13 protein-coding genes, 1 tRNA gene and 1 pseudogene are annotated in these 18,258 nt (G+C 72.7%); 7 read left to right on the forward strand and 8 right to left on the reverse strand.

What is annotated here, in order from left to right:
• Positions 1-62 precede the first annotated feature (62 nt).
• The 3 genes from A4A78_RS04660 to A4A78_RS04670 form a co-directional block, all read right to left on the reverse strand.
• Positions 63-1,289, reverse strand: a complete 1,227-nt coding sequence (locus tag A4A78_RS04660; protein WP_231880836.1) for a hypothetical protein — start codon at positions 1,287-1,289, stop codon at positions 63-65.
• 203 nt (positions 1,290-1,492) lie between these two features.
• Positions 1,493-1,577, reverse strand: a tRNA-Ser gene (locus tag A4A78_RS04665).
• 239 nt (positions 1,578-1,816) lie between these two features.
• The gene (locus tag A4A78_RS04670; RefSeq protein ID WP_082835183.1) at positions 1,817-2,818 is read right to left on the reverse strand and encodes a LacI family DNA-binding transcriptional regulator; all 1,002 of its coding nucleotides are present in this window, start codon (positions 2,816-2,818) and stop codon (positions 1,817-1,819) included.
• 177 nt (positions 2,819-2,995) lie between these two features.
• Here A4A78_RS04670 and A4A78_RS04675 point away from each other — a divergent pair, with 177 nt between their 5' ends.
• The 4 genes and pseudogenes from A4A78_RS04675 (at position 2,996) to A4A78_RS04690 (ending at position 8,588) form a co-directional block, all read left to right on the forward strand.
• Positions 2,996-4,807, forward strand: a complete 1,812-nt coding sequence (locus A4A78_RS04675; RefSeq protein ID WP_062947210.1) for an HAD-IA family hydrolase — start codon at positions 2,996-2,998, stop codon at positions 4,805-4,807.
• Positions 4,808-5,016: 209 nt separating this feature from the next.
• On the forward strand, positions 5,017-5,874 hold the full coding sequence (locus A4A78_RS04680) for a cell division protein FtsQ (protein WP_231880837.1): 858 nt from the start codon (positions 5,017-5,019) through the stop codon (positions 5,872-5,874).
• 28 nt (positions 5,875-5,902) lie between these two features.
• Positions 5,903-7,764: pseudogene (locus A4A78_RS04685) on the forward strand (ABC transporter ATP-binding protein).
• The gene (locus tag A4A78_RS04690) at positions 7,764-8,588 is read left to right on the forward strand and encodes an energy-coupling factor transporter transmembrane protein EcfT (protein WP_062947212.1); all 825 of its coding nucleotides are present in this window, start codon (positions 7,764-7,766) and stop codon (positions 8,586-8,588) included. The pseudogene A4A78_RS04685 and the gene A4A78_RS04690 overlap by 1 nt, the downstream one beginning before the upstream one ends.
• Positions 8,589-8,767: 179 nt before the next feature.
• Here the strand turns inward: A4A78_RS04690 and A4A78_RS17435 are convergent, their stop codons facing one another.
• From A4A78_RS17435 to A4A78_RS04705, 4 genes are all read right to left on the reverse strand, one after another.
• Positions 8,768-8,881, reverse strand: a complete 114-nt coding sequence (locus tag A4A78_RS17435) for a methionine/alanine import family NSS transporter small subunit (RefSeq protein WP_082835184.1) — start codon at positions 8,879-8,881, stop codon at positions 8,768-8,770.
• A gap of 159 nt (positions 8,882-9,040) precedes the next feature.
• Positions 9,041-10,693, reverse strand: coding sequence for a sodium-dependent transporter (locus A4A78_RS04695; protein WP_062947213.1), 1,653 nt, complete (start codon positions 10,691-10,693; stop codon positions 9,041-9,043).
• Positions 10,694-11,034: 341 nt separating this feature from the next.
• The gene (locus A4A78_RS04700) at positions 11,035-12,627 is read right to left on the reverse strand and encodes a PTS ascorbate transporter subunit IIC (RefSeq protein ID WP_062947214.1); all 1,593 of its coding nucleotides are present in this window, start codon (positions 12,625-12,627) and stop codon (positions 11,035-11,037) included.
• Between the two features lie 63 nt (positions 12,628-12,690).
• Positions 12,691-13,533, reverse strand: a complete 843-nt coding sequence (locus A4A78_RS04705; protein ID WP_062947215.1) for a PTS sugar transporter subunit IIA — start codon at positions 13,531-13,533, stop codon at positions 12,691-12,693.
• Positions 13,534-13,716: 183 nt separating this feature from the next.
• Between A4A78_RS04705 and A4A78_RS04710 the strand changes: the two genes are divergently transcribed.
• From A4A78_RS04710 to A4A78_RS04720, 3 genes are all read left to right on the forward strand, one after another.
• The gene (locus A4A78_RS04710) at positions 13,717-15,090 is read left to right on the forward strand and encodes a M20 family metallopeptidase (RefSeq protein ID WP_062947216.1); all 1,374 of its coding nucleotides are present in this window, start codon (positions 13,717-13,719) and stop codon (positions 15,088-15,090) included.
• A 140-nt stretch (positions 15,091-15,230) separates the two neighbouring features.
• Positions 15,231-16,817, forward strand: coding sequence for an AbgT family transporter (locus tag A4A78_RS04715; RefSeq protein WP_062947217.1), 1,587 nt, complete (start codon positions 15,231-15,233; stop codon positions 16,815-16,817).
• 356 nt (positions 16,818-17,173) lie between these two features.
• Positions 17,174-17,731 carry a pyridoxamine 5'-phosphate oxidase family protein gene (locus A4A78_RS04720; protein WP_062947218.1) on the forward strand — a complete coding sequence of 186 codons (558 nt, stop codon included), beginning with the start codon at positions 17,174-17,176 and terminating at the stop codon, positions 17,729-17,731.
• 11 nt (positions 17,732-17,742) lie between these two features.
• Here A4A78_RS04720 and A4A78_RS04725 read toward each other — a convergent pair whose 3' ends face one another.
• Positions 17,743-18,246 (reverse strand): GNAT family N-acetyltransferase, encoded by a 504-nt coding sequence (locus tag A4A78_RS04725; protein ID WP_062947219.1) that lies wholly within the window; start codon positions 18,244-18,246, stop codon positions 17,743-17,745.
• Positions 18,247-18,258: the final 12 nt, after the last annotated feature.

Below are 18,258 nucleotides of genomic sequence, written 5' to 3' on the forward strand. Positions count from 1 at the left end.
TCAGGTCCCGGCGTCCGGCGTCTCCTCCGCCGGAGGCCCGGCGCCGTGGCCGAGCCGTCCGGTCAGGAGACCGTCTCGGTCTCCGCCGTCCAGGTGTTGCACTTCGCGAGGTCGCCGCCCGAGTCGAAGCCCGCCGAGATCCAGCGTGCCCGGTTCTCCGGCGTGATGTCGTTCGGCGGCTCCCCGGCCTCCCAGGCGTCGGGCGAGCCCAGCGCGTCCCGCAGCTCCTGGCTGGGCTGCGCGGCGCTGGGGACCTGCATCGACGCGGTCGATGCCCAGCAGATCCACTGCAGCGAGTTGCGGCGCCAGGCGTCGTCGAACGCCTCCGGATCGGTGTCCTCGTACTGGTTGCGCAGCTCGCCCTGGTAGAACACCAGCGTGCTGTTCCAGCTGGCGGCGTTGGAGTACATGTAGGCGAGGTCCCACAGGTAGGCGCCGGGGACGTGCGCCTCGTCCTCGAAGTCCGTCCCGGTGCCGTAGCCGAGCGGCCAGTAGATCGTGGAGTCGAGGTTGCACATCCGCGGGAAGTCCTCGGCGAAGGTGTCCGCCTCGCAGCTGGAGGACGAGGGGACGTCCGGCCAGGTGTAGACGACCACGTCGGGCGCGGTCCAGGGCAGCCCACGGTCGGAGCTCGCGACCGACCACACCTGGTTCAGGCATCCCGAGGCCGCGTCGAGCACGGCCTGGAGCTGCTCCTGGGAGGGGGCGGTCGGGGTGGCGGGCAGGTCGCAGCTGCCCACGTCCGGTAGGCCGCCCTCGGTGAGGGGGTTGTCCTGCATGACGCCCAGGAGCTCCTCGGGCGTGGCCTCGGGGAACTCCCCGAGACCCAGCACATGGAACTCCGAGTAGTCCGACGGCTCGGTCGTCGGCGTCTCCTCCTCGGTGGAGGTGGCCTCGGAGTCGCTGGGCTCGATCGACTCCGACGTCGTCGTGGGGTCGCCGGCGACGGGCTCCGGGCCCCCGCGGTTCAGCGCGAGGAAGGTGATCCCCCCGCCGACCACCAGGATCATCGCGAGGATGCAGCTCGCCGCGACGGCGAGCAGCGCCCACGGCCGCTTCCGCTGCGGTGCGGGAGGCTGCACACCGGGGGCCTGCCCGTGGCCGGGGCCCTGCGGCGGCTGCGACGGAGGCTGCTGCCACTGCGGCGACTGCCACGGGCCCTGGGGTGCGCCGCCCTGCGATCCGCCCTGGCCCGGACCACCCTGCGGTCCGCCCTGCCATGGCCCGCCCTGGCCCTGTCCCTGCGGGCCGGCCCCGTCCCCCGGGCCGCCCCATCCTGCGTTCGACATCTGGTTCCCCTCGTCTCCGCCACCGCACTGCCACCGCACTGCTGGTGTGCAGGATATCCGGGCATCTCGCCCGGGGACGAGTGTTCCATCGGCGGGGAGGGGGCGGCTCGTTCGACGCCCCGGCTGCGCGAACGCAGCGGCCGGACATGTGGAAAGACCCCTGCCCGGCGAGTGAACTCGCTGGTCAGGGGTCTTCCATTCGGCGGAGGATGGGGGATTTGAACCCCCGAGGGCGTTAACCCAACACGCGTTCCAGGCGTGCGCCATAGGCCGCTAGGCGAATCCTCCAGTGCTCGTGAAGAGCGATGATCAGAGTACCCGACAGCGCAGGCCTGCGCGAACCGAGCGGGCGCACGTCACACTCGGCCCGTCCTCGCGGCCGTCGCGGCCGCATCGAGGCGGCGCCCGTCGTCGCTCTCGCCTCTCCGCCCGGCCTGCGATCGCACAGCGATGGTCAGGTGCTGGCGCATGGGGTGCCGCTACGTCTATATAGGCGTAGCGGCACCCCATGCGCCCGAGATCGACGCTCATCGCGGGGCAGGTGCCGGGCCGGTGGAGTCCCGGAGGCGCAGCACGGGCTCGGCGACGCTGCGGGAGTCCGTGCGCCGGCCCTCGCGCCGCTCCTGCAGCATCCGCGCCGCGATCCGCCCCATCTCCTGCCGGGGCTGGTTCACGCTGGTCAGGTGCGGCCTGACGGTGAGCGCGACGGCGGAGGAGTCGTAGCCCACCACGCTCAGCCGCTCCGGCACCGCCACCCCGAGATCGGCGGCGCGGTGCAGCACCCGCACCGCGGCGATGTCGTTCGCGGAGAACACCGCCGTCGGGGCCTCCTCGGCGCCGCGCCGCAGCTCGCGCAGCAGCAGGTCGATGCCGTCGTCGGCCGAGTCCGGGCCGATCGCAGCGACCGCGTCGGCGAGCCCGAGCCGCGCCGTCTCGGCGAGGAACCCGGTGCGCCGCGCGGCGGGTCCGGGCCGGGAGGAGAGGGTCACGTGCGCGAGGCGACGATGCCCGGCCGCGACGAGATGCCGCACCGCGAGCGCGGCCCCGGCGGTGTCGTCGGTGACCACCGCATCCGTGCCCGGCACCGGGTCCTGCATCCGCCCGATCACCACCACCGGCACCCAGCGCGCCGCCTGCTCGAGCGCCTCCGGCGGCAGCCACGTGGTCACCGCGATGATCCCGTCCACCTCGAGGTCCAGCAGGCGCTGCAGCTGCCGCTCCATGTGCGCGGTGTCCCGCCTCCCGTGGGCGATCACGACCCCCGCCCCGAGCATCTCGGCGCTCTCCTCGATCCCGGCGATGACGTCGGTGTGGTACGGGTTCCCGAGGTCCGTGGGGAGCACCCCGAACAGCGTCGTCGCCCGCCTCCGTCGTCCGTAGCCGAGACCTCGCGCGGCCTCCCGCACGCGCCGGCGGGTCGTCGGCGCGATGCCGGGGCGGTCGTTCAGCGCCATCGACGCGGCGGCGGAGGAGACCCCGGCCGCACGCGCCACGTCGGCCAGGCTCGGGCGCTTCCCGGAAGTGGTCACGACACCGGTCTAGCAGTGCCGAGTGCGGTGCTGACCGGCGGGTCTGAAGGTTTTCAGTCCCGGACCCGAAGACGTGCCGACGGGTTCACCCTCCGTTCACGGCGTGCGCCCCGATGCCGCCTAGCGTCGAGGTCATCGGCCCTGCGCCGCCCCGCTCCTCCCCGTCGAAGGACCTCCGTGACCACTGCGCCCCGCACCCTCGATCCCGCCTCGTCCGCCCTGCTCCCCATCGGCGACGGGGTCCCGGCGCTGCCCGCCCCCGCGGCGCTGCTCCTGGACTTCGGCGGCGTGGTCGTCACGACCGTCCCTCGCGTGACCTGGGCGCAGGAGCTCGCCGAGGACGTCGTCGCCCGGGCCGCGACGCTCGGCGCCCGTCTCGACGAGAGGTCGGTCGCGGAGTCGCTACGCGCGGGCCGCACAGCCCTGTCGATGTGGAAGAACGCCGCCTCCCGCCGCCTCGCCCCGCGCGAACTGGCACCGGCCGAGATCGTCGGCGACTTCCTCCTCGCCGACCTCCCGGACCCGGTGCGACGCACCCTCGCCCTCGACGCCGGCGAGCTGCTCGCGACGATGGCGACCCTGGTCTCCGAGCACCACCAGCGCCCGGGCATCGACGAGCTGCTCGCCGAATGCGCCACGCGCCGCCTCCCGCTCGGGATCGTCTCCAACGCCCACTCCGGCCGGGCGCACCGCGCGATCCTCGCCGACCTGGGGCTGGACCGCTTCTTCGGCGTGCAGGTGTACTCCGACGAGGTCGGGATCCGCAAGCCCCACCCGGGCATGATCCGCCTGGCCGCGGAAGGGCTCGGCGTCGCCCCGCCGCAGGCCTGGTACGTCGGCGACACCCTCGACCGGGACGTGGTCGCCGGGCGCCGCGCCGGGGTCGGCGCCGTGGTGATCACCCGCGACCGACGCACCGACACCCCGCCGTTCCGCATCGCCGAGGCCCCCGACCTCGTGCTCGAGACCCCGGAGGGGCTGATCGCCCCGCTGCGCGCCGCGCTCGACAGCGCGGTGGCCGAGCATGCAGCGTCCGAGCGCGGCGCGGCCGGCGGGCCGACGACGGCGACCGCGCCGGGCACGGAGCCGCCCGCCGGCGGCCCGTCGGCCGCAGCGCCGTCGTCGGCCGCCGCGGCCGGTGCCGCACCCGCCCCCTCGCGCCGCGGCCGACCCGCCGTGCTCCTGGACCACGGCGGCGTGATCACGCTGTCCACCCCGAACCCCGCGCGGGACGAGGAGGTCGGCACGCTGATCGTCGCCCTCTCCAAGCGCATCGGCCACCCGATCGACCTCGAGACCGCCGCCCGGGCCGTCGCCGAGGGGTGGGAGCGGCACCGTGCCCGCAAACGCGCCCGCGACACCTCCGCCGACCCCGCCCACCGCCACGACGAGATCGATCCGGCCGTGCTGTGGGGCGACCTCGTGGGTGAGGGACTGCCAGAGCCGCTGCGCGCCGCGCTGCGCCTGGACGGCGCGCAGCTCTCCCTCGCCCTGCACCGGGCGAAGTCCGTGCCCGCGCCGCGACCCGGGGCGCTCGAGCTGATCCGCTGGTGCCGCGAGCAGGGGATCGTCGTCGGCATCGTCTCCAACACGATCTCCGGCCGCGGAGTGCGGGAGATCCTCGCACGCTACGGCGTGCTCGCCGACCTCGGCCCCTCCGCGTACTCCGACGAGATCGGGGTGCGCAAGCCCGGCCGCGAGATCTTCGAGGCCGCGCTCGCCGGTCTCGGCTCCGACCCCGCCGACGTGCTCTACGTCGGCGACAAGTCCGTCAACGACGGCCGCGGCGGGAAGGACGCCGGCATCGGCACCGTCTGCCTGCTGCGCGGCGGCAAGGACTCCGACGAGGAGCTCGCGAAGGCGCTCGCGGGCGGCTTCGCCGACCACGTCCTCGACTCCCCGGACGCGCTCATCGACCTGCTCGTCGAGCGCCTGCGCGAGACCGCGCGGCCGTCCGCCGCGGCGGGCGCGCACCGCGCCGCCCCCTGATCCCGGCGCCCCCGCGGCGCCGTCGCCCCCCGTCCCCTCGCTGACCGTCCCTGCGACCCGCTCCTTGGGCCGCAGTCCGCCCCGTCCGCCGGCCCTCACCGCCCCGCACGTCCAGAACCTCTCGAAGGAGCCTCCCGTGACCACCCAGAACCCTCCCCGTCCTGCCGAGGACGAGCGCCGCGGCGCTCGTCCTCGGCACCATCGACGGGGTGCGCAGCGTCCAGCTGTCCACCTCGCAGAAGCTGATGATCTTCGTGCTGTCGATGTCGCTGTTCGGCCTGTCGAACATCATCCTGGAGATCATCCCGGACCCCTCCATCGGCCCCGTCGACATCTCCGTGTCCTACATGGTGTTCGTGCCGCTGACGATCGCGGCGCTGTTCTCCCCGTTCTGGGCCGCGCTCGGAGCACCGCTCGGCGAGATCGTGTTCACCGACCTGCTGATGGGTGACTTCTCCGGCCTCGCCGAGGTCGAGGGCTTCCTGCAGATGTTCCTCGCCGTGTTCCTCGCCGGCTCCCTGATCCGCAACCCGCGCTCCAGGGGGCAGATCGCTCTCGGTGCGATCGTGCTGGTGCTCGTGGACAAGATCCTCTCCGCGATCGTGGACCTCTCCAAGGTCTGGATCGGCGTGGAGGACGCGGAGTTCGTCGAGGGCCTGCCCGAGTCGATGCTGGCGCTGGAGCTGCTCGGCCTCGGCGTCGACGTGCTGATGTCCGGGATCCTGCTCGGCGCGATCCCCGCGATGTGGCTGATCCCGGCCCTGCACGGGAAGATCGAGCCGCTGATGGGCATGCGCCCCCGGGACCCCGGCGAGCCGATCCCCGGCCAGGCCCGCCTCTCCGGCACCTTCGTCGGCTTCGCGGTGCTGCTCGGCGTGGCGAGCTTCGGCTTCGCCTTCCTCGAGGCCTTCGACATCTCCGCCGGCGCCTTCGAGCCCGACTTCATCGACCGGTTCGGCGACTGGTTCCTCCTCGTCTCCGTGCTCGCGATCGCGGTGGTCCTGGTGATCGCGATCCTGCTCTTCCGCCGGGCGCAGGCCTCGCGCGAGACCGCCGACCGCGCCTGAGCGACGACCCCCGACCCCGGAGACCCTGATGCAGACCGTTCCCCCGACCACCGCTCCCGCCCCGGCACCCGCCGGCGACAGGCGAGCGAACCCCGTGATCCGCGTGAAGGACCTGTCCTTCCGCTACCCGGGCACCGGCCGAGACACCCTGCGCAACGTCGACCTCACCATCGAGCGGGGCGACTTCGTGGCGGTGGTCGGGGGCAACGGCTCCGCCAAGACCACCCTGTGCAAGACCTTCAACGGCCTCGTCCCGCACTACTGGAGCGGCGACTTCGCCGGGTCCGTGCATGTGGACGGGGTCGACACCTGGGACTCGTCCGTCGCGGAGCTCTCCAGCCGCGTCGGCTACGTCTACCAGGACTTCCAGAACCAGCTGGTGCGGCCGACGGTCCGCGACGAGGTCGCCTTCGGACCCCTGAACTTCGGTCACGCCGACCACCGTGAGCGCACCGACGAGGCCCTCGAGCACCTGGACATCGCCCACCTGCGCGACCAGTTCGTCTGGCAGCTCTCCGGCGGCCAGTCCCATCTCGTGGCCCTCGCCGCGGTGCTCGCCCTGCGCCCCGAGGTGATCGTGGTCGACGAGCCGGTCGCCGAGCTCGATCCGGCCCGCGCGCGGGAGATCTACCTGCGCCTGCGCGAGCTCAACGAGCGCGACGGCATCACCGTGATCACCATCGAGCACCACGCCGAGTTCATCGCGGAGTTCGCCCGCTCCGTGGTGCTCATGGCCGACGGCGCGCCCGTCTGGCACCTGCCTGTGCGGGAGGCGATGGACCGCCACCAGGATCTCGCCGCCCACGGTGTCCCCGCCCCGGACGCGGTCGCGCTCTCGGCCGCGGCCGGTGCGCGTCCGGTCGCCCTCGACGTCCCCTCCGCCGCCGCGGCCCTGCGGCCCGTCGTGCGGGAGCGGCCGACGGAGGAGCGGCCGACGGGAGGGCGGCCGTTGGGGGAGGAGCGGCCGACGGGGGCCGACGCCCCTGGCGGCGCCGCTCCTGGGTGCTCCGATCCCGACAGCGCCGGCCCGTCGGCCGCCGTCGAGCCCCGGGCGGACGCAGCCGACGAGCCCGCCGAGATCGTCGCGACGCTGCGCGGGGTCCGCCACGGCTACCGCTCCGTCGCAGGCGGGCTCTCCACCGTCCTCGACGACCTCGACCTGGACCTGCGCGCAGGGGAGCGCATCGCCCTGGTCGGCACCAACGGCGCCGGCAAGACCACGCTGATGAAGCTGCTGACCGGGCTGATCGTGCCCCGCGCCGGTACGGTCACGGTCGACGGGATCGACACCCGCACCCGTTCCGCCGCGAAGATGGCCGACCACGTCTCCTACCTGTACCAGCACCCGCAGCAGATGTTCCTCAAGGACACCGTGCGTGAGGACATCGCCCTGTTCCCCCGCGGCCGGAAGGTGCCCGACGCCGAGGCGATCGTGGAGAGGATCATCGAGGAGGTGGGGCTCTCCGCCCTCGCGGACCGTGACGGACGCTCCCTCTCCGGCGGCCAGCAGCGCCGCGCGACGCTCGGCATCGGCCTGGCCATGCGGCCCTCGCTGCTGCTCCTGGACGAGCCGACCTCGAGCCTGGACATCCGCTCCCGCGACGACGTCACCGCGATGCTGGCCGCGCTCGCCGAGACCGTGCGCTGCGCCGTCGTCGCCACCCACGACATGGAGCTCGTCGCCACCTGGGCGAGCCGAGTGCTGGTGCTCGACCAGGGCGCCGTGCTCGCCGACGTCACCCCGCGCGAGCTCTTCTCCCCCCCGAGCTCACCGCCCGCACCCGGCTCGTCCCGCCGCAGGCCGCCCGCATCGCGCTCGAGCTGGGACTGGACCCGCTGCCGCTGACCGCGGCCGAGCTGCGGGAGTGGCTGCCGAAGGAGGTGCGCTGATGACGCGCAGGACGCACGACGTGCTCAGCGTCGACTGGATCCGGCTCGAGCTGCTGCGCACCGCGTACTCGACCCGTGGCGGGCTGTTCTCGAGGATGGATCCCCGGATCGTCCTGGCCTGGTACCTGATGATGGCGCTCGCACCCTGGTTCACCCATGACACCGGCGTCCTGCTGGTGCTGTTCGCGCTCGGGGTCGTCTCCGTGGCCCTCGCCCGGGTGGGGCCGCTGGTGCTGGGGCTGTTCCTCATCGGCCTGCTCGGCAACGTGATCGGCCTGTTCGTCGCCTCGTTCCTGTTCGGCGGGAATCTCGACACGCTCGTCGCCCTCGCCGAGCTGAACCTCAAGCTCGGCGCCGTCTCCATGGCGTCGATGGCGGCGTTCGTGTCCCTGGACCCGGAGAAGCTCTCCGACGCGCTGCTGTGGTTCCGCGCCCCCGAGCTGCTCGCCTTCGGCGTCAGCTACGGCTACCGGATGCTGCCGATCCTGGTGGACGAGTACGTGACCGTCTTCGAGGGGCAGCGCCTGCGGCACGCGCCGGTGGAGAGACCGGGCCTGCTGGGCTGGCGGGTGGTGCGGCAGTGGTGCGTCCTCGCCGTCACCGCGTTCTACCCGATCATGCTCAACACCGCCAAGAACGTGCGTACGACGGTCGAGGCGCTCGAGACGCGCGGCTTCACCTACGGTGCCTCGAATCCCGCCGGACGTTCGCTGCGCCTGGCCTACCTGCGCGTCTCGGCGCTGGACCTCGCCGTGCTGCTCGCGACCGCGGTGCTCGTCGTCGCCGCCTTCCCGCTCGGCGCGCGGATCCCCTGGCTCGGGTGAGGGGCCGGGCCGTCGGCTGCGGCCCGGGCACCCTCGTGGAGCCGGGATGGTCAGGAGATGGCGCAGGGGCGACCAGTACGCCTATATAGGCATAGTGGTCGCCCCTGCGCCATGAGTCGACAGGTTCGGCCGACGGGATGCGTCTGCAGAGCGGGCCGACCTGAGGCCTGCGGCCGGGGTCAGTCCTCCTCGCCCGCGTCGGGGTGGCGGCGGAGGTTGACGACGGCGGCGACGAGGCCGCCCCAGACGGTGACGATCGCGACGATCATCATGATGATGGCGGGGACGGACATGATCCCTCCTGGGGAACGGGCCGGTGCGGGACCGGCGGTGAGTCGAGCGGGCCGGTGCGGTGCCGGCGGAGGACGGGGCTAGCGGTGGTGCGGGGAGGCGCCGAGTGCAGCTCGTCGGGGACGAGGTGCCGGGCGGATCTCCGCCCGGCACCTCGCACCTCAGAAGCCGGCGGAGCGCAGCTCGTGCGGCGTGGTCGCCTCGGAGGTGGTGACCAGGCCCTTGCCGGAGACGACCTCGGGGGCGATCGGGTCGCCGTCGGAGTCGTCCTTGTACAGGTTGGAGCCGGCCGGCCACGGGATCAGCGAGAGGATCACCGCGACGACGACCAGGCCGATCGCCATCAGCCAGCCGAACGTCAGCACGAACCAGCCCGGATAGCCCTCGTAGGTGCCGTCGGCCGTGAGCAGGCTGACGGTGCTGATGATCAGCGAGATGCCGAGCACGAGCGGGGCGATGATCGCCACGCACGCGTACCACCAGCGGCCGATGTGGAAGGTGCCGCGGAAGTTCAGGTGGTCGCGGAGGGTCGGCATGCCGCGCACCACGAAGGCGACGACCAGCGAGGAGACCAGCGCCGCCGCGACGATGCCGTACTCGTTGGCCCACTTGTCCATCACGTCCAGCAGCGGCAGGCCCATCGTCGTGGAGAACAGGACCGTGGAGACGATCGCGATCGGCACGCACACCAGCAGGGTCGAGGAGACGCGGGCGAGGCCGAACTTGTCCTGGACCGCGGCGATCACGACCTCCACGATCGAGATCAGCGAGGTGAAGCCGGCCAGCACCAGCGAGCCGAAGAACAGCACGCCGATCAGCGCGCCGGCCGGGGCCTCGGAGATGATCGTCGGGAAGGCGATGAAGGCCAGGCCCACACCGGCGACGACCACCTCGTCGACCGCGACGCCCTGGGCCTGCGCCATGAAGCCCAGCGCCGAGAACACGCCGATGCCGCAGAGGATCTCGAAGCTCGAGTTCGCGAATCCGACCACCAGGCCGGAGCCGGTGAGGTCGGTCTTCTTCTTCAGGTAGGAGGAGTAGGTGAGCATGATGCCGAACGCCACCGAGAGCGAGAAGAAGATCTGCCCGTAGGCGGCGATCCACACGCCCGGATCGGTGAGCGCGGCCCAGTTCGGGCGGAAGAAGGCATCCAGTCCGTCGATCGCGCCGGGCAGGAACAGCGAGCGCACCACCAGGATGATGAACATGACCACCAGCAGCGGGATGAACACGACCGCGCTGGCGGAGATGCCCTTCTGCACGCCGAGCGCCATCACGACGATCACCGCGATCCACACCACCAGCATGGAGATCAGCACCGCGGGGACGTAGTCGAAGGAGATGGTCGCGTCGGCGCCGCCGAGAGCCTGGGTGTACTCGCCGAAGAAGCCCGCCGCCCCCTCGGGGTGGGAGTCCCAGCGCTGGTCGAGGGAGAAGATGGTGTAGTTCGTCGCCCACGCCAGGATCAGCGCGTAGTACAGGGCGATGATCAGGGCGATCAGCACCTGCCACCAGCCGATGAACTCGGTCCAGCGGCGGAAGCGGCGCCAGGCGGCGGGGGCGGAGCCGCGCCAGCGGTGCCCGATCGCGTAGTCGAGGAAGAGCAGCGGGATGCCCGCGGTCAGCAGCGCGACGAGATACGGCAGGATGAACGCGCCGCCGCCGTTCTCGTAGGCGACCGCGGGGAAGCGCCAGATGTTGCCGAGGCCGACGGCGGAGCCGATGGCCGCGAAGATGAAGGCGGTGCGGCCGCGGAACGCACCGCGATCGGCGCTCTGGGGGGCGGCGCCGGCGGACGGGGTTGGTGCACTCACGATGAGCCTCCGGGTGAGCTGCGCCGGTCATGGCGCGGGGGAGAGAGGTCGACGACGTCGGCGACCCGGGGAAGATGCGCCGCCTGAGGGGTCGACGGCGCGACGGCCGCGGGAGACGGCCCTGGACCGCAGGGATGGGCGGTCCGACGCACGGCGCGGTGCGGGATCGCCGCGGGGCACCGTGGGGGGATCGTACCGTCCAGAGGGATGGACGCGCGCGGAGCGGAGTCGACCGCCGGGTCGTGCCCCGTGCGACGAATCGGGCGCGGTACCGCACCGGCCCGGCCCGGCCCGGGGTGCGACGGGGCGTCGCGACGCCGAGGGACCGGGCCTGCTCCGGGTCAGTCGGCGGGCGGCGGCGGGGGCGTCGGCGCGCCGACGGGCGGGGCGACCCGGGGGTGGCTCGTCCCCGAGCGGGCGGCGGTGCGGCCGTCGGCCGCGGCGCCCGGCGAATCGTCGGCACGGCCGTCCGCTCCCGTCCCCGCAGCGGCGCCGACGGGGACGCGGGCGGGCGAGGGGTCCCAGCCGCCGTCGACCACGCGGCGCTGCATCAGGATCGCGCCGCCGAGGATCAGGGCGCCGACGACGACCAGCAGCACGATCCCGGGCAGCACCCCGGTGCGCGCCGAATAGCCGATGAGGATGCCGAACCAGCCGAAGTCGGTGTCGCCGAAGGTGGTGTTCGCGGAGCCGAAGGTGCCCAGCACCTTCAGCAGCAGCGCCGGCAGGAAGGTGACCAGCAGGCCGTTGACGAATCCGCCCGCGACCGCGCCGCGTCGGCCGCCGGTGGCGTTGCCGTACACGCCCGCGGCGCCACCGGTGAAGAAGTGCGGCACCAGGCCCGGCAGGATCAGCGCGAGCCCGAGCACCGGCCCGAGCCACACGCCGAGCACCAGCAGGCCCACGAGACCGCCCGCGAAGCTGGAGAGGAACCCGATGAGCACCGCGTTCTGCGCGTAGGGGAACACGATCGGGGCGTCCAGGGCCGGGATCGCACCGGGCACGACCCTCGCGGCGATGCCCTGGAAGGCGGGGACGAGCTCGCCGAGGATCGTGCGCACGCCGAACAGGATCACGGCCACCGCGATGCCGAACTGCAGCCCCTGGGTCACCGACTGCATGAGGTAGTTGCCCACCCCGGTGGCCCCGCCCTCGAAGGCGCCGAAGGCGGTCTCCTGCCCGGAGCGCGCCAGGAACGCGATCGCGACCACGAGATACATCAGCACCATCGACAGAGCGGTGGCGACCATGGAGTCGCGCAGGAAGCGGAGCGACTCGGGGACCTTGAGGTCCTCGGTGGAGCGGCTGCGCCCCTTGGGGTCGACGAGTCGGCCGACGGTGCCCGCGGCGATGTACCCGGCGGTGCCGAAGTGACCGATCGCGATCGAGTCGTCCCCGGTGATCCGCCGGGTCCAGGGCTGGGCGAGAGCGGGCAGGGCCACCATGAGGATGCCCAGCAGCACCGCGCCGAGCACCACCACGACCACGGTCGGCATCCCGGCCGAGGCCATCACGATCGTGATCAGGGTGGCCATGAACAGCAGATGGTGGCCGGTGAGGAAGACGTAGCGCAGCGGCGTGAAGCGGGCGAGCAGGATCGCGACCACGAAGCCGAGGATCATCAGCCAGGCGACCTGGGCGCCGAACTCCTCCTGCGCGATGCCCGCGATCGCCTCGTTGGTGGGGACCACGCCCTGGGCACCGAGCGCGCCCTGGATCATCACACCCAGCGGGGTGAGGGAGGCGGTGACGAGCGTGGCGCCCGCGCCGATGAGCAGGAAGCCGAGCACGGCCTTCAGGGCGCCGCCCGCGACCTGGCCGACGGACTTGCGCAGCGCGATCAGGCCGATCGCGGTGATGATGCCGATGAGATAGGCGGGGACGGAGAGCACCTCGTTGACGAGGAACTCGGCGACCGTGACGAGCACGTTCATGGTTCTTCTCCGGGGAGTGGGGACGGGGGAGGGGCGGCCGACAGGTCGGAAGGGGAGGACGCGTCAGACGGCGTAGATGCGGCGCAGGGCCGCGTCGATCTCCGCCTGCGAGGTGAAGTTCTCGATCACCTCGACGCGCACGCCGACCTCGCCGAGGGTGTCCGCGATCGCACCGGAGGTGAGGATCGCGTCGGAGTCCTTGGCGCGGCCCTTCGCAGAGATCGTGTCGGTGGCCTGCACGTCCAGATGCGAGGACCAGCCCCAGCGCTCCAGGACCTGCTCGGCCGTGTTCTTCAGGAACAGGCTGGTGCCCAGCCCGTTCCCGCACACCGTGAGCAGGAGCTTCTTCGAGGGTACGGCGTCGGCATCGACCATGGCGCCCGTGCCGGAGCCGGTGTCGGTCCCGGCCTCGGCGCCGGACCGCGAGTCCTCTGCCGACCTCTCGCCCGGACCAGTGCCGTCGGCCCCGAGAGCTGCGAGCACGTCCTCTCGCGTCCGCGCCGCGTCGAGCAGGGAACGGCGGGCCGGGTCGGCGAGCACCCCGGCGAGGGCCGCGAGCGCCTCGCGGTGCGCGGAGCTGTCCGCCGCAGCCAGCGCCATGACCAGCGTGACGGGGTCGTTGGCCGCGTTGCCGAAGGCGATCGGCTCCGCCAGGCGCACGAACGACATCCCCGTGCGATGCACCGACTCGTCGGGCCGGGAATGGGCGAGCGCGAATCCCGGGGCGATGACGATGTAGGGGCCGTGCTCCTCGACGGTGCGGATCATCGCCTCTGTGTAGGCGGGGTCGGTGGCGCCGGTGGAGACCAGCAGCTCGCCGGAGCGGTGTATCGCCTCGCGCCAGTCGGCGGCATCGGCGTCCAGGAGGATCGTGGACGGGGAGAGCAGTTCGCTGAGCTGTGACATGTCAAGGGCCTCTTCTCACGAGGGCGGCGCGGGGCGGGATCGAAACGCTACGCCTGAGCCGTCGGCGATGGGGGAGCGCGCCTGTACCGGTGCGACGAGGCCCACCCGCCCTGCATGTCACGACCCCGCAACCGGCGGCAGGCGCGCACGAGGAGACGCGCTCCGACCGTTACGCTCGGGCCCATGTCTGAACCGTCCCCCGTGCGGCTCGGCTCCACCTCGACCGAGCCGTCCACCGCCTACATGCACCAGCTCGACGAGGAGAGGGAGGCGGCTCTGCGCACGCAGCGCCACCCCGGCTCCGACCACATCGGCGCCCCGGAGGCGCTGCGCTCCCGGCTCGAGGAGGAGGTCGACAAGGCCGGCCCCGAGCTCGTCGACCTGATGATCGACCTCGCCGAGCATCCCGAGGTCGCCTTCGAGGAGCACCGCTCCGCCGCCGCGATCGTGAAGATCCTCGAGGGCCACGGCATCGAGGCGCAGCTCGGAGTACACGGCCTGGACACCGCGATCCGCGCGGAGATCCGCGGCGAGGGCGCCGGAGCGGCCGACGCGCCGACCGTCGCGGTGCTCTCCGAGTACGACGCCCTGCCCGGCATCGGCCACGGCTGCGGCCACAACGTCATCGCCGTGATGGGTCTGGGCGCCTTCCTGGGGCTCGCGGAGCTCGCGAAGAAGGACCCCTCGGCCGTGCCCGGCACCGTCGTCTACCTCGGCACGCCCGCCGAGGAGGGCCACACCGGCAAGGAGTACATGGCCCGCCAGGGCGCCTTCGACGGGCTCGACGCCGCGGTCATGGCGCACGGCTACCCGGGCTACGACCTGGCCGACCAGGTGTGGCTGGGCCGGCGCACCCTCACCGTCGAATTCCACGGCCACACCGCCCACGCCTCCGCGCAGCCGTTCATGGGCCGCAACGCCCTGGACGCGGCGAGCCTGATGTACCAGGGCATCGGCCTGATGCGCCAGCAGACCCCGCCCAGCGACCGCATCCACGCCGTGATCCGGGAGGGCGGCGAGCGGGCCAGCGTCGTCCCCGACCACGCGAAGCTCGACCTGTACGTCCGCTCCCAGCGCCCCGAGACCCTCAAGGACCTCTCGCGCCGGGTCGAGGACGTCGCCCACGGTGCGGCTCTGATGGCCGGCGTCGGCGTGACCGTCTCCTGGGACCGCCACCCGCCCTCCCTGCCGGTGCGCACCAACGACGCGCTGACCGGCCGCTGGGTCGAGGCGCAGCGCCGCCGCGGCCGCGACCCGCTGCCGCTGGGCGTGGTCTCCACGACGCTCGCCGCCTCCACCGACTTCGGCAACGTCAGCTACCGCCTGCCCGGCATGCATCCGCTGATCCGCATCGCCCCGGCCGACGTCGCCCTGCACACCCGCGAGTTCGCGGCCGAGTCCACCTCGGCCGCCGCCCGCGCGGCAGCGACCGACGGGGCCCACGGCCTCGCCGCGACCCTGCTCGACGTCCTCCACGACCCGGCGCTCGCCGCCGCGGTCGCCGAGGAGTTCGCGCAGGCCGGGGGCGCGATCGACGTGCCCTCCTTCTTCGACTGACACCGTTCCCCGCCCGCCGTCGGCGGCCGATGGACGAGTCGGCCGTCGGCGCCGCCCGACCTCCGTCCCCGTCCCGGACCGTCCCGTCGGGCGCCCCCTCCTCCGGCCCCGACCTCGAACCGCACCACCTGGGAGTCCCCATGAGCGCCACCCCCGCGCCCCCGGCGAAGACCGGCCTGACCGACAAGATCCTCAACGGCGTCGAGAGGGCGGGCAACAAGCTGCCCGAGCCCTTCATGCTGTTCCTCATCCTGTTCGCCGTCACCGGCGTGGTCTCCACGGCCATGGCCTGGGCGGACGTGGAGGTGACGGTGCCCGGCTCGGACGAGGCCACGGTGATCAAGGGCCTGTTCACCGGTGAGGGCCTGACCTGGCTGACCACCACCATCGGCGAGAACTACATCGGCTTCCCGCCGCTGGTGACGGTGCTGCCGATCCTGCTCGCGATCGGCATCTCCCAGCACTCCGGGCTGCTCGCCGCCGCGATCCGCAAGCTGTTCGGCTCCTCGCCGTCGTGGATGCTCCCCTACGTGGTGGGCTTCGTGGGCGTGGTCTCCTCGATCATGGCCGACTCGGCCTTCGTGGTGGTCCCGCCGCTGGCCGCGCTCGTGTTCAAGGCCGCCGGGCGACACCCCGTCGCAGGCCTGCTGGGCGGCTTCGCCGCCGCCGGCGCCGGCTACTCCACCAACATCTTCCCCACCTCGCTGGACGCGCTGTTCGCGGGGATCACCACCTCCGTGATGGACGCGCTACCGGACTTCGAGTTCACCTCCGTGAACCCGGTCTCGAACTGGTTCTTCAACATCGCCTCGTCGCTGGTGCTCGGCTTCGTCGCCGGCTTCATCATCGACCGGATCCTGGAGCCGCGGCTGAACCGCCAGGGCATCGGCCGCGACGAGATCACCGAGGAGGGCGAGGTCGCCACCAGCGGCGAGAGCGCCGAGCAGATGCGCGCCGAGCTGAGCCCGACGGAGAACAAGGGCCTGATCGCCGCCGTGATCGCCGCCGTGGTGCTCACCGCGATCGTGCTGGCGGCGACGCTGGTGCCCGCCTCGCCGTGGCGGAACGAGGACGGCGGCTTCCTGCCCGAGTCGCCGCTGCTGGACTCCATCGTGTTCCTGGTCGTCGCCTACTTCATCGTGCTGGGCCTGACCTACGGCATCGTGGTCGGCACCCTGCGCAGCACCAAGGACGCGGTGGCGATGATGACCGAGTCGCTCAAGGAGATGCTGCCCTTCGTGGTGCTCGCCTTCATCCTGGGCAACTTCATCGCCCTGTTCAACTGGTCCGGGATCGGCACCTGGATCGCCGTGACGGGCGCCGCCGCCCTCGAGGGCATCGGCCTGACCGGCTTCCCGGCGGTGCTCGGCTTCATCCTGCTGGCCAGCTGCCTGAACCTGTTCATCATCTCCGGCTCCGGCATGTGGGCGATCATGGCCGCGGTGTTCGTGCCGATGTTCGCGCTGATCGGCTACGAGCCCGCCTTCACCCAGGCCGCGTTCCGCGTGGGCGACTCCGCCACCCAGGTCATCACGCCGATGAACCCGTACATGATCGTGCTGCTGGGCATGCTGCGGAAGTACGAGCCCGGCGCGGGCCTCGGCTCGCTCATGGCGCGGATGCTGCCCTTCGTGGTCCCGTTCTGGTTGGTGTGGACCGTGATCCTCGCGGTCTTCTTCTTCGCGGACCTGCCGCTCGGCCCGGGCAACGGCATCTTCCTCGGCTGATCCCCCTCCGGCGGCCCCGTCGACCCCCTCGGCCCTGGAAGGCCCGCCGTCCCCATACTTTGCCCATCGAGACGTTGCTTTGGTGCTCTATATGCCCGGAGAGAGCACCAAAGCTACGTCTCGATGGTGTGCCGGGGTCTGGGGTGAGCGGCGGGGCCGTCGGATCGACAGGTTCTGCTGCGCCCAGGACCTATGTCGCGCGTCGCATCGGTCCTGCGGGCAGCAAAACCTGAGCCGGGGTGTGCCTGGAGGTATCTGCCCCAGCCAGCGCTCCGCGCGACCGGTCGGTGGGGGCGAGGTGTCCCTGCCCGGGCACCGGGTTGAGCGTTGGGGCCGGCGGCGCGAGGATGGCGGGCATGAGCGAACTCGCCGACCGCCTCCGCGCCCTGCCGTCCTTCCCCGAGGACATGCCCGGCCTCGACCCTGACTCCGTCCCCGAGGACCCGGCCGTGCTCTTCCTCGACTGGCTCGAGGACGCGATCGCGAGCGGCGCCCGCCAGCCGCACGCCATGACCTTCCAGACCCTCGACGGCGGAGCGCCCGTCGGCCGCACCCTCATCCTCAAGGACCTCGACGCCCGCGGCCTGCTCGTCTCCACCCACCGCACCTCCCGCAAGGGCGAGCAGCTCGCCGCCGACCCCCGCGCCGCGATGACCTTCTTCTGGCGCGAGAGCGGCAGGCAGGTGCAGGTGGGCGGCGGGGTCGTGGTGCTGGACGAGGCGACCTCGCAGACCGACTGGGCCTCGCGCCCCTCCTACGACGGCTCCCCGAACCCGGACTGGCAGGTCTACGCGCTGCAGCCGGCCTGGTACGAGTTCACCCAGTCGCGGCTGGACCGCAAGCACGTGCGCGTCGGCTACCGGCGCGAGGGAGGCGCCTGGTCGCACGGGCGCGTGACCACGCCGGCGGGCTGACCGGCCCCGCCTCAGCGCTCCCGGACGAAGCGCCGGTGCGACCGGCCGTAGGCGTCGACGATCCCGTCGTCCGTGAAGCCGAGCCGGGCGAGCACCGTGGCCGAGGCCGGGTTCGCGAGGTCCGCGAGGCCGACGAGACGGCGCAGCCCGAGCGGCCCGTCGGCCGCCTCCACGCACAGCCGCCCCGCCTCGGTCGCGAGCCCGCGGCCCCACCGGTCCTGTGCCAGCGTGTACCCGAGCTCGACGCCCTGGTCGGTGACCTCCAGACCCGCATCGCCGATCAGCTCGCCGCTCGCACGCTCGATCACGGCCCAGAACGCGAAGCCGTGCCGGGCCTGGTGGGCGGCGTAGTCGGCGAGCATCTGCGCGGTCCGCTCCGGGGAAGCGGGCTCGCCGTCGCCGACGAAGCGCATCACCTCCGGATCGCCGTAGACGCGGTGCGCGGCCGCGGCGTCGTCGACCGTGAACGGGCGCAGGTCCAGACGCGGGCCGCGCAGCGGGAACCGAAGGGTCATCCCGCCAGTATG

Source organism: Brachybacterium sp. sponge, from assembly GCF_001613775.1.
Classification (GTDB): domain Bacteria; phylum Actinomycetota; class Actinomycetes; order Actinomycetales; family Dermabacteraceae; genus Brachybacterium; species Brachybacterium conglomeratum.

Excerpts from the sequence above, each read along its gene's own strand:
- A4A78_RS04660 (WP_231880836.1), bottom strand. The coding sequence starts at position 1,289 with ATGTCGAACGCAGGATGGGGCGGCCCGGGGGACGGGGCCGGCCCGCAG.
- A4A78_RS04690 (WP_062947212.1), top strand. The coding sequence starts at position 7,764 with ATGACGCGCAGGACGCACGACGTGCTCAGCGTCGACTGGATCCGGCTC.
- A4A78_RS17435 (WP_082835184.1), bottom strand. The coding sequence starts at position 8,881 with ATGTCCGTCCCCGCCATCATCATGATGATCGTCGCGATCGTCACCGTC.
- A4A78_RS04700 (WP_062947214.1), bottom strand. The coding sequence starts at position 12,627 with ATGAACGTGCTCGTCACGGTCGCCGAGTTCCTCGTCAACGAGGTGCTC.
- A4A78_RS04705 (WP_062947215.1), bottom strand. The coding sequence starts at position 13,533 with ATGTCACAGCTCAGCGAACTGCTCTCCCCGTCCACGATCCTCCTGGAC.
- A4A78_RS04710 (WP_062947216.1), top strand. The coding sequence starts at position 13,717 with ATGTCTGAACCGTCCCCCGTGCGGCTCGGCTCCACCTCGACCGAGCCG.
- A4A78_RS04715 (WP_062947217.1), top strand. The coding sequence starts at position 15,231 with ATGAGCGCCACCCCCGCGCCCCCGGCGAAGACCGGCCTGACCGACAAG.
- A4A78_RS04720 (WP_062947218.1), top strand. The coding sequence starts at position 17,174 with ATGAGCGAACTCGCCGACCGCCTCCGCGCCCTGCCGTCCTTCCCCGAG.
- A4A78_RS04725 (WP_062947219.1), bottom strand. The coding sequence starts at position 18,246 with ATGACCCTTCGGTTCCCGCTGCGCGGCCCGCGTCTGGACCTGCGCCCG.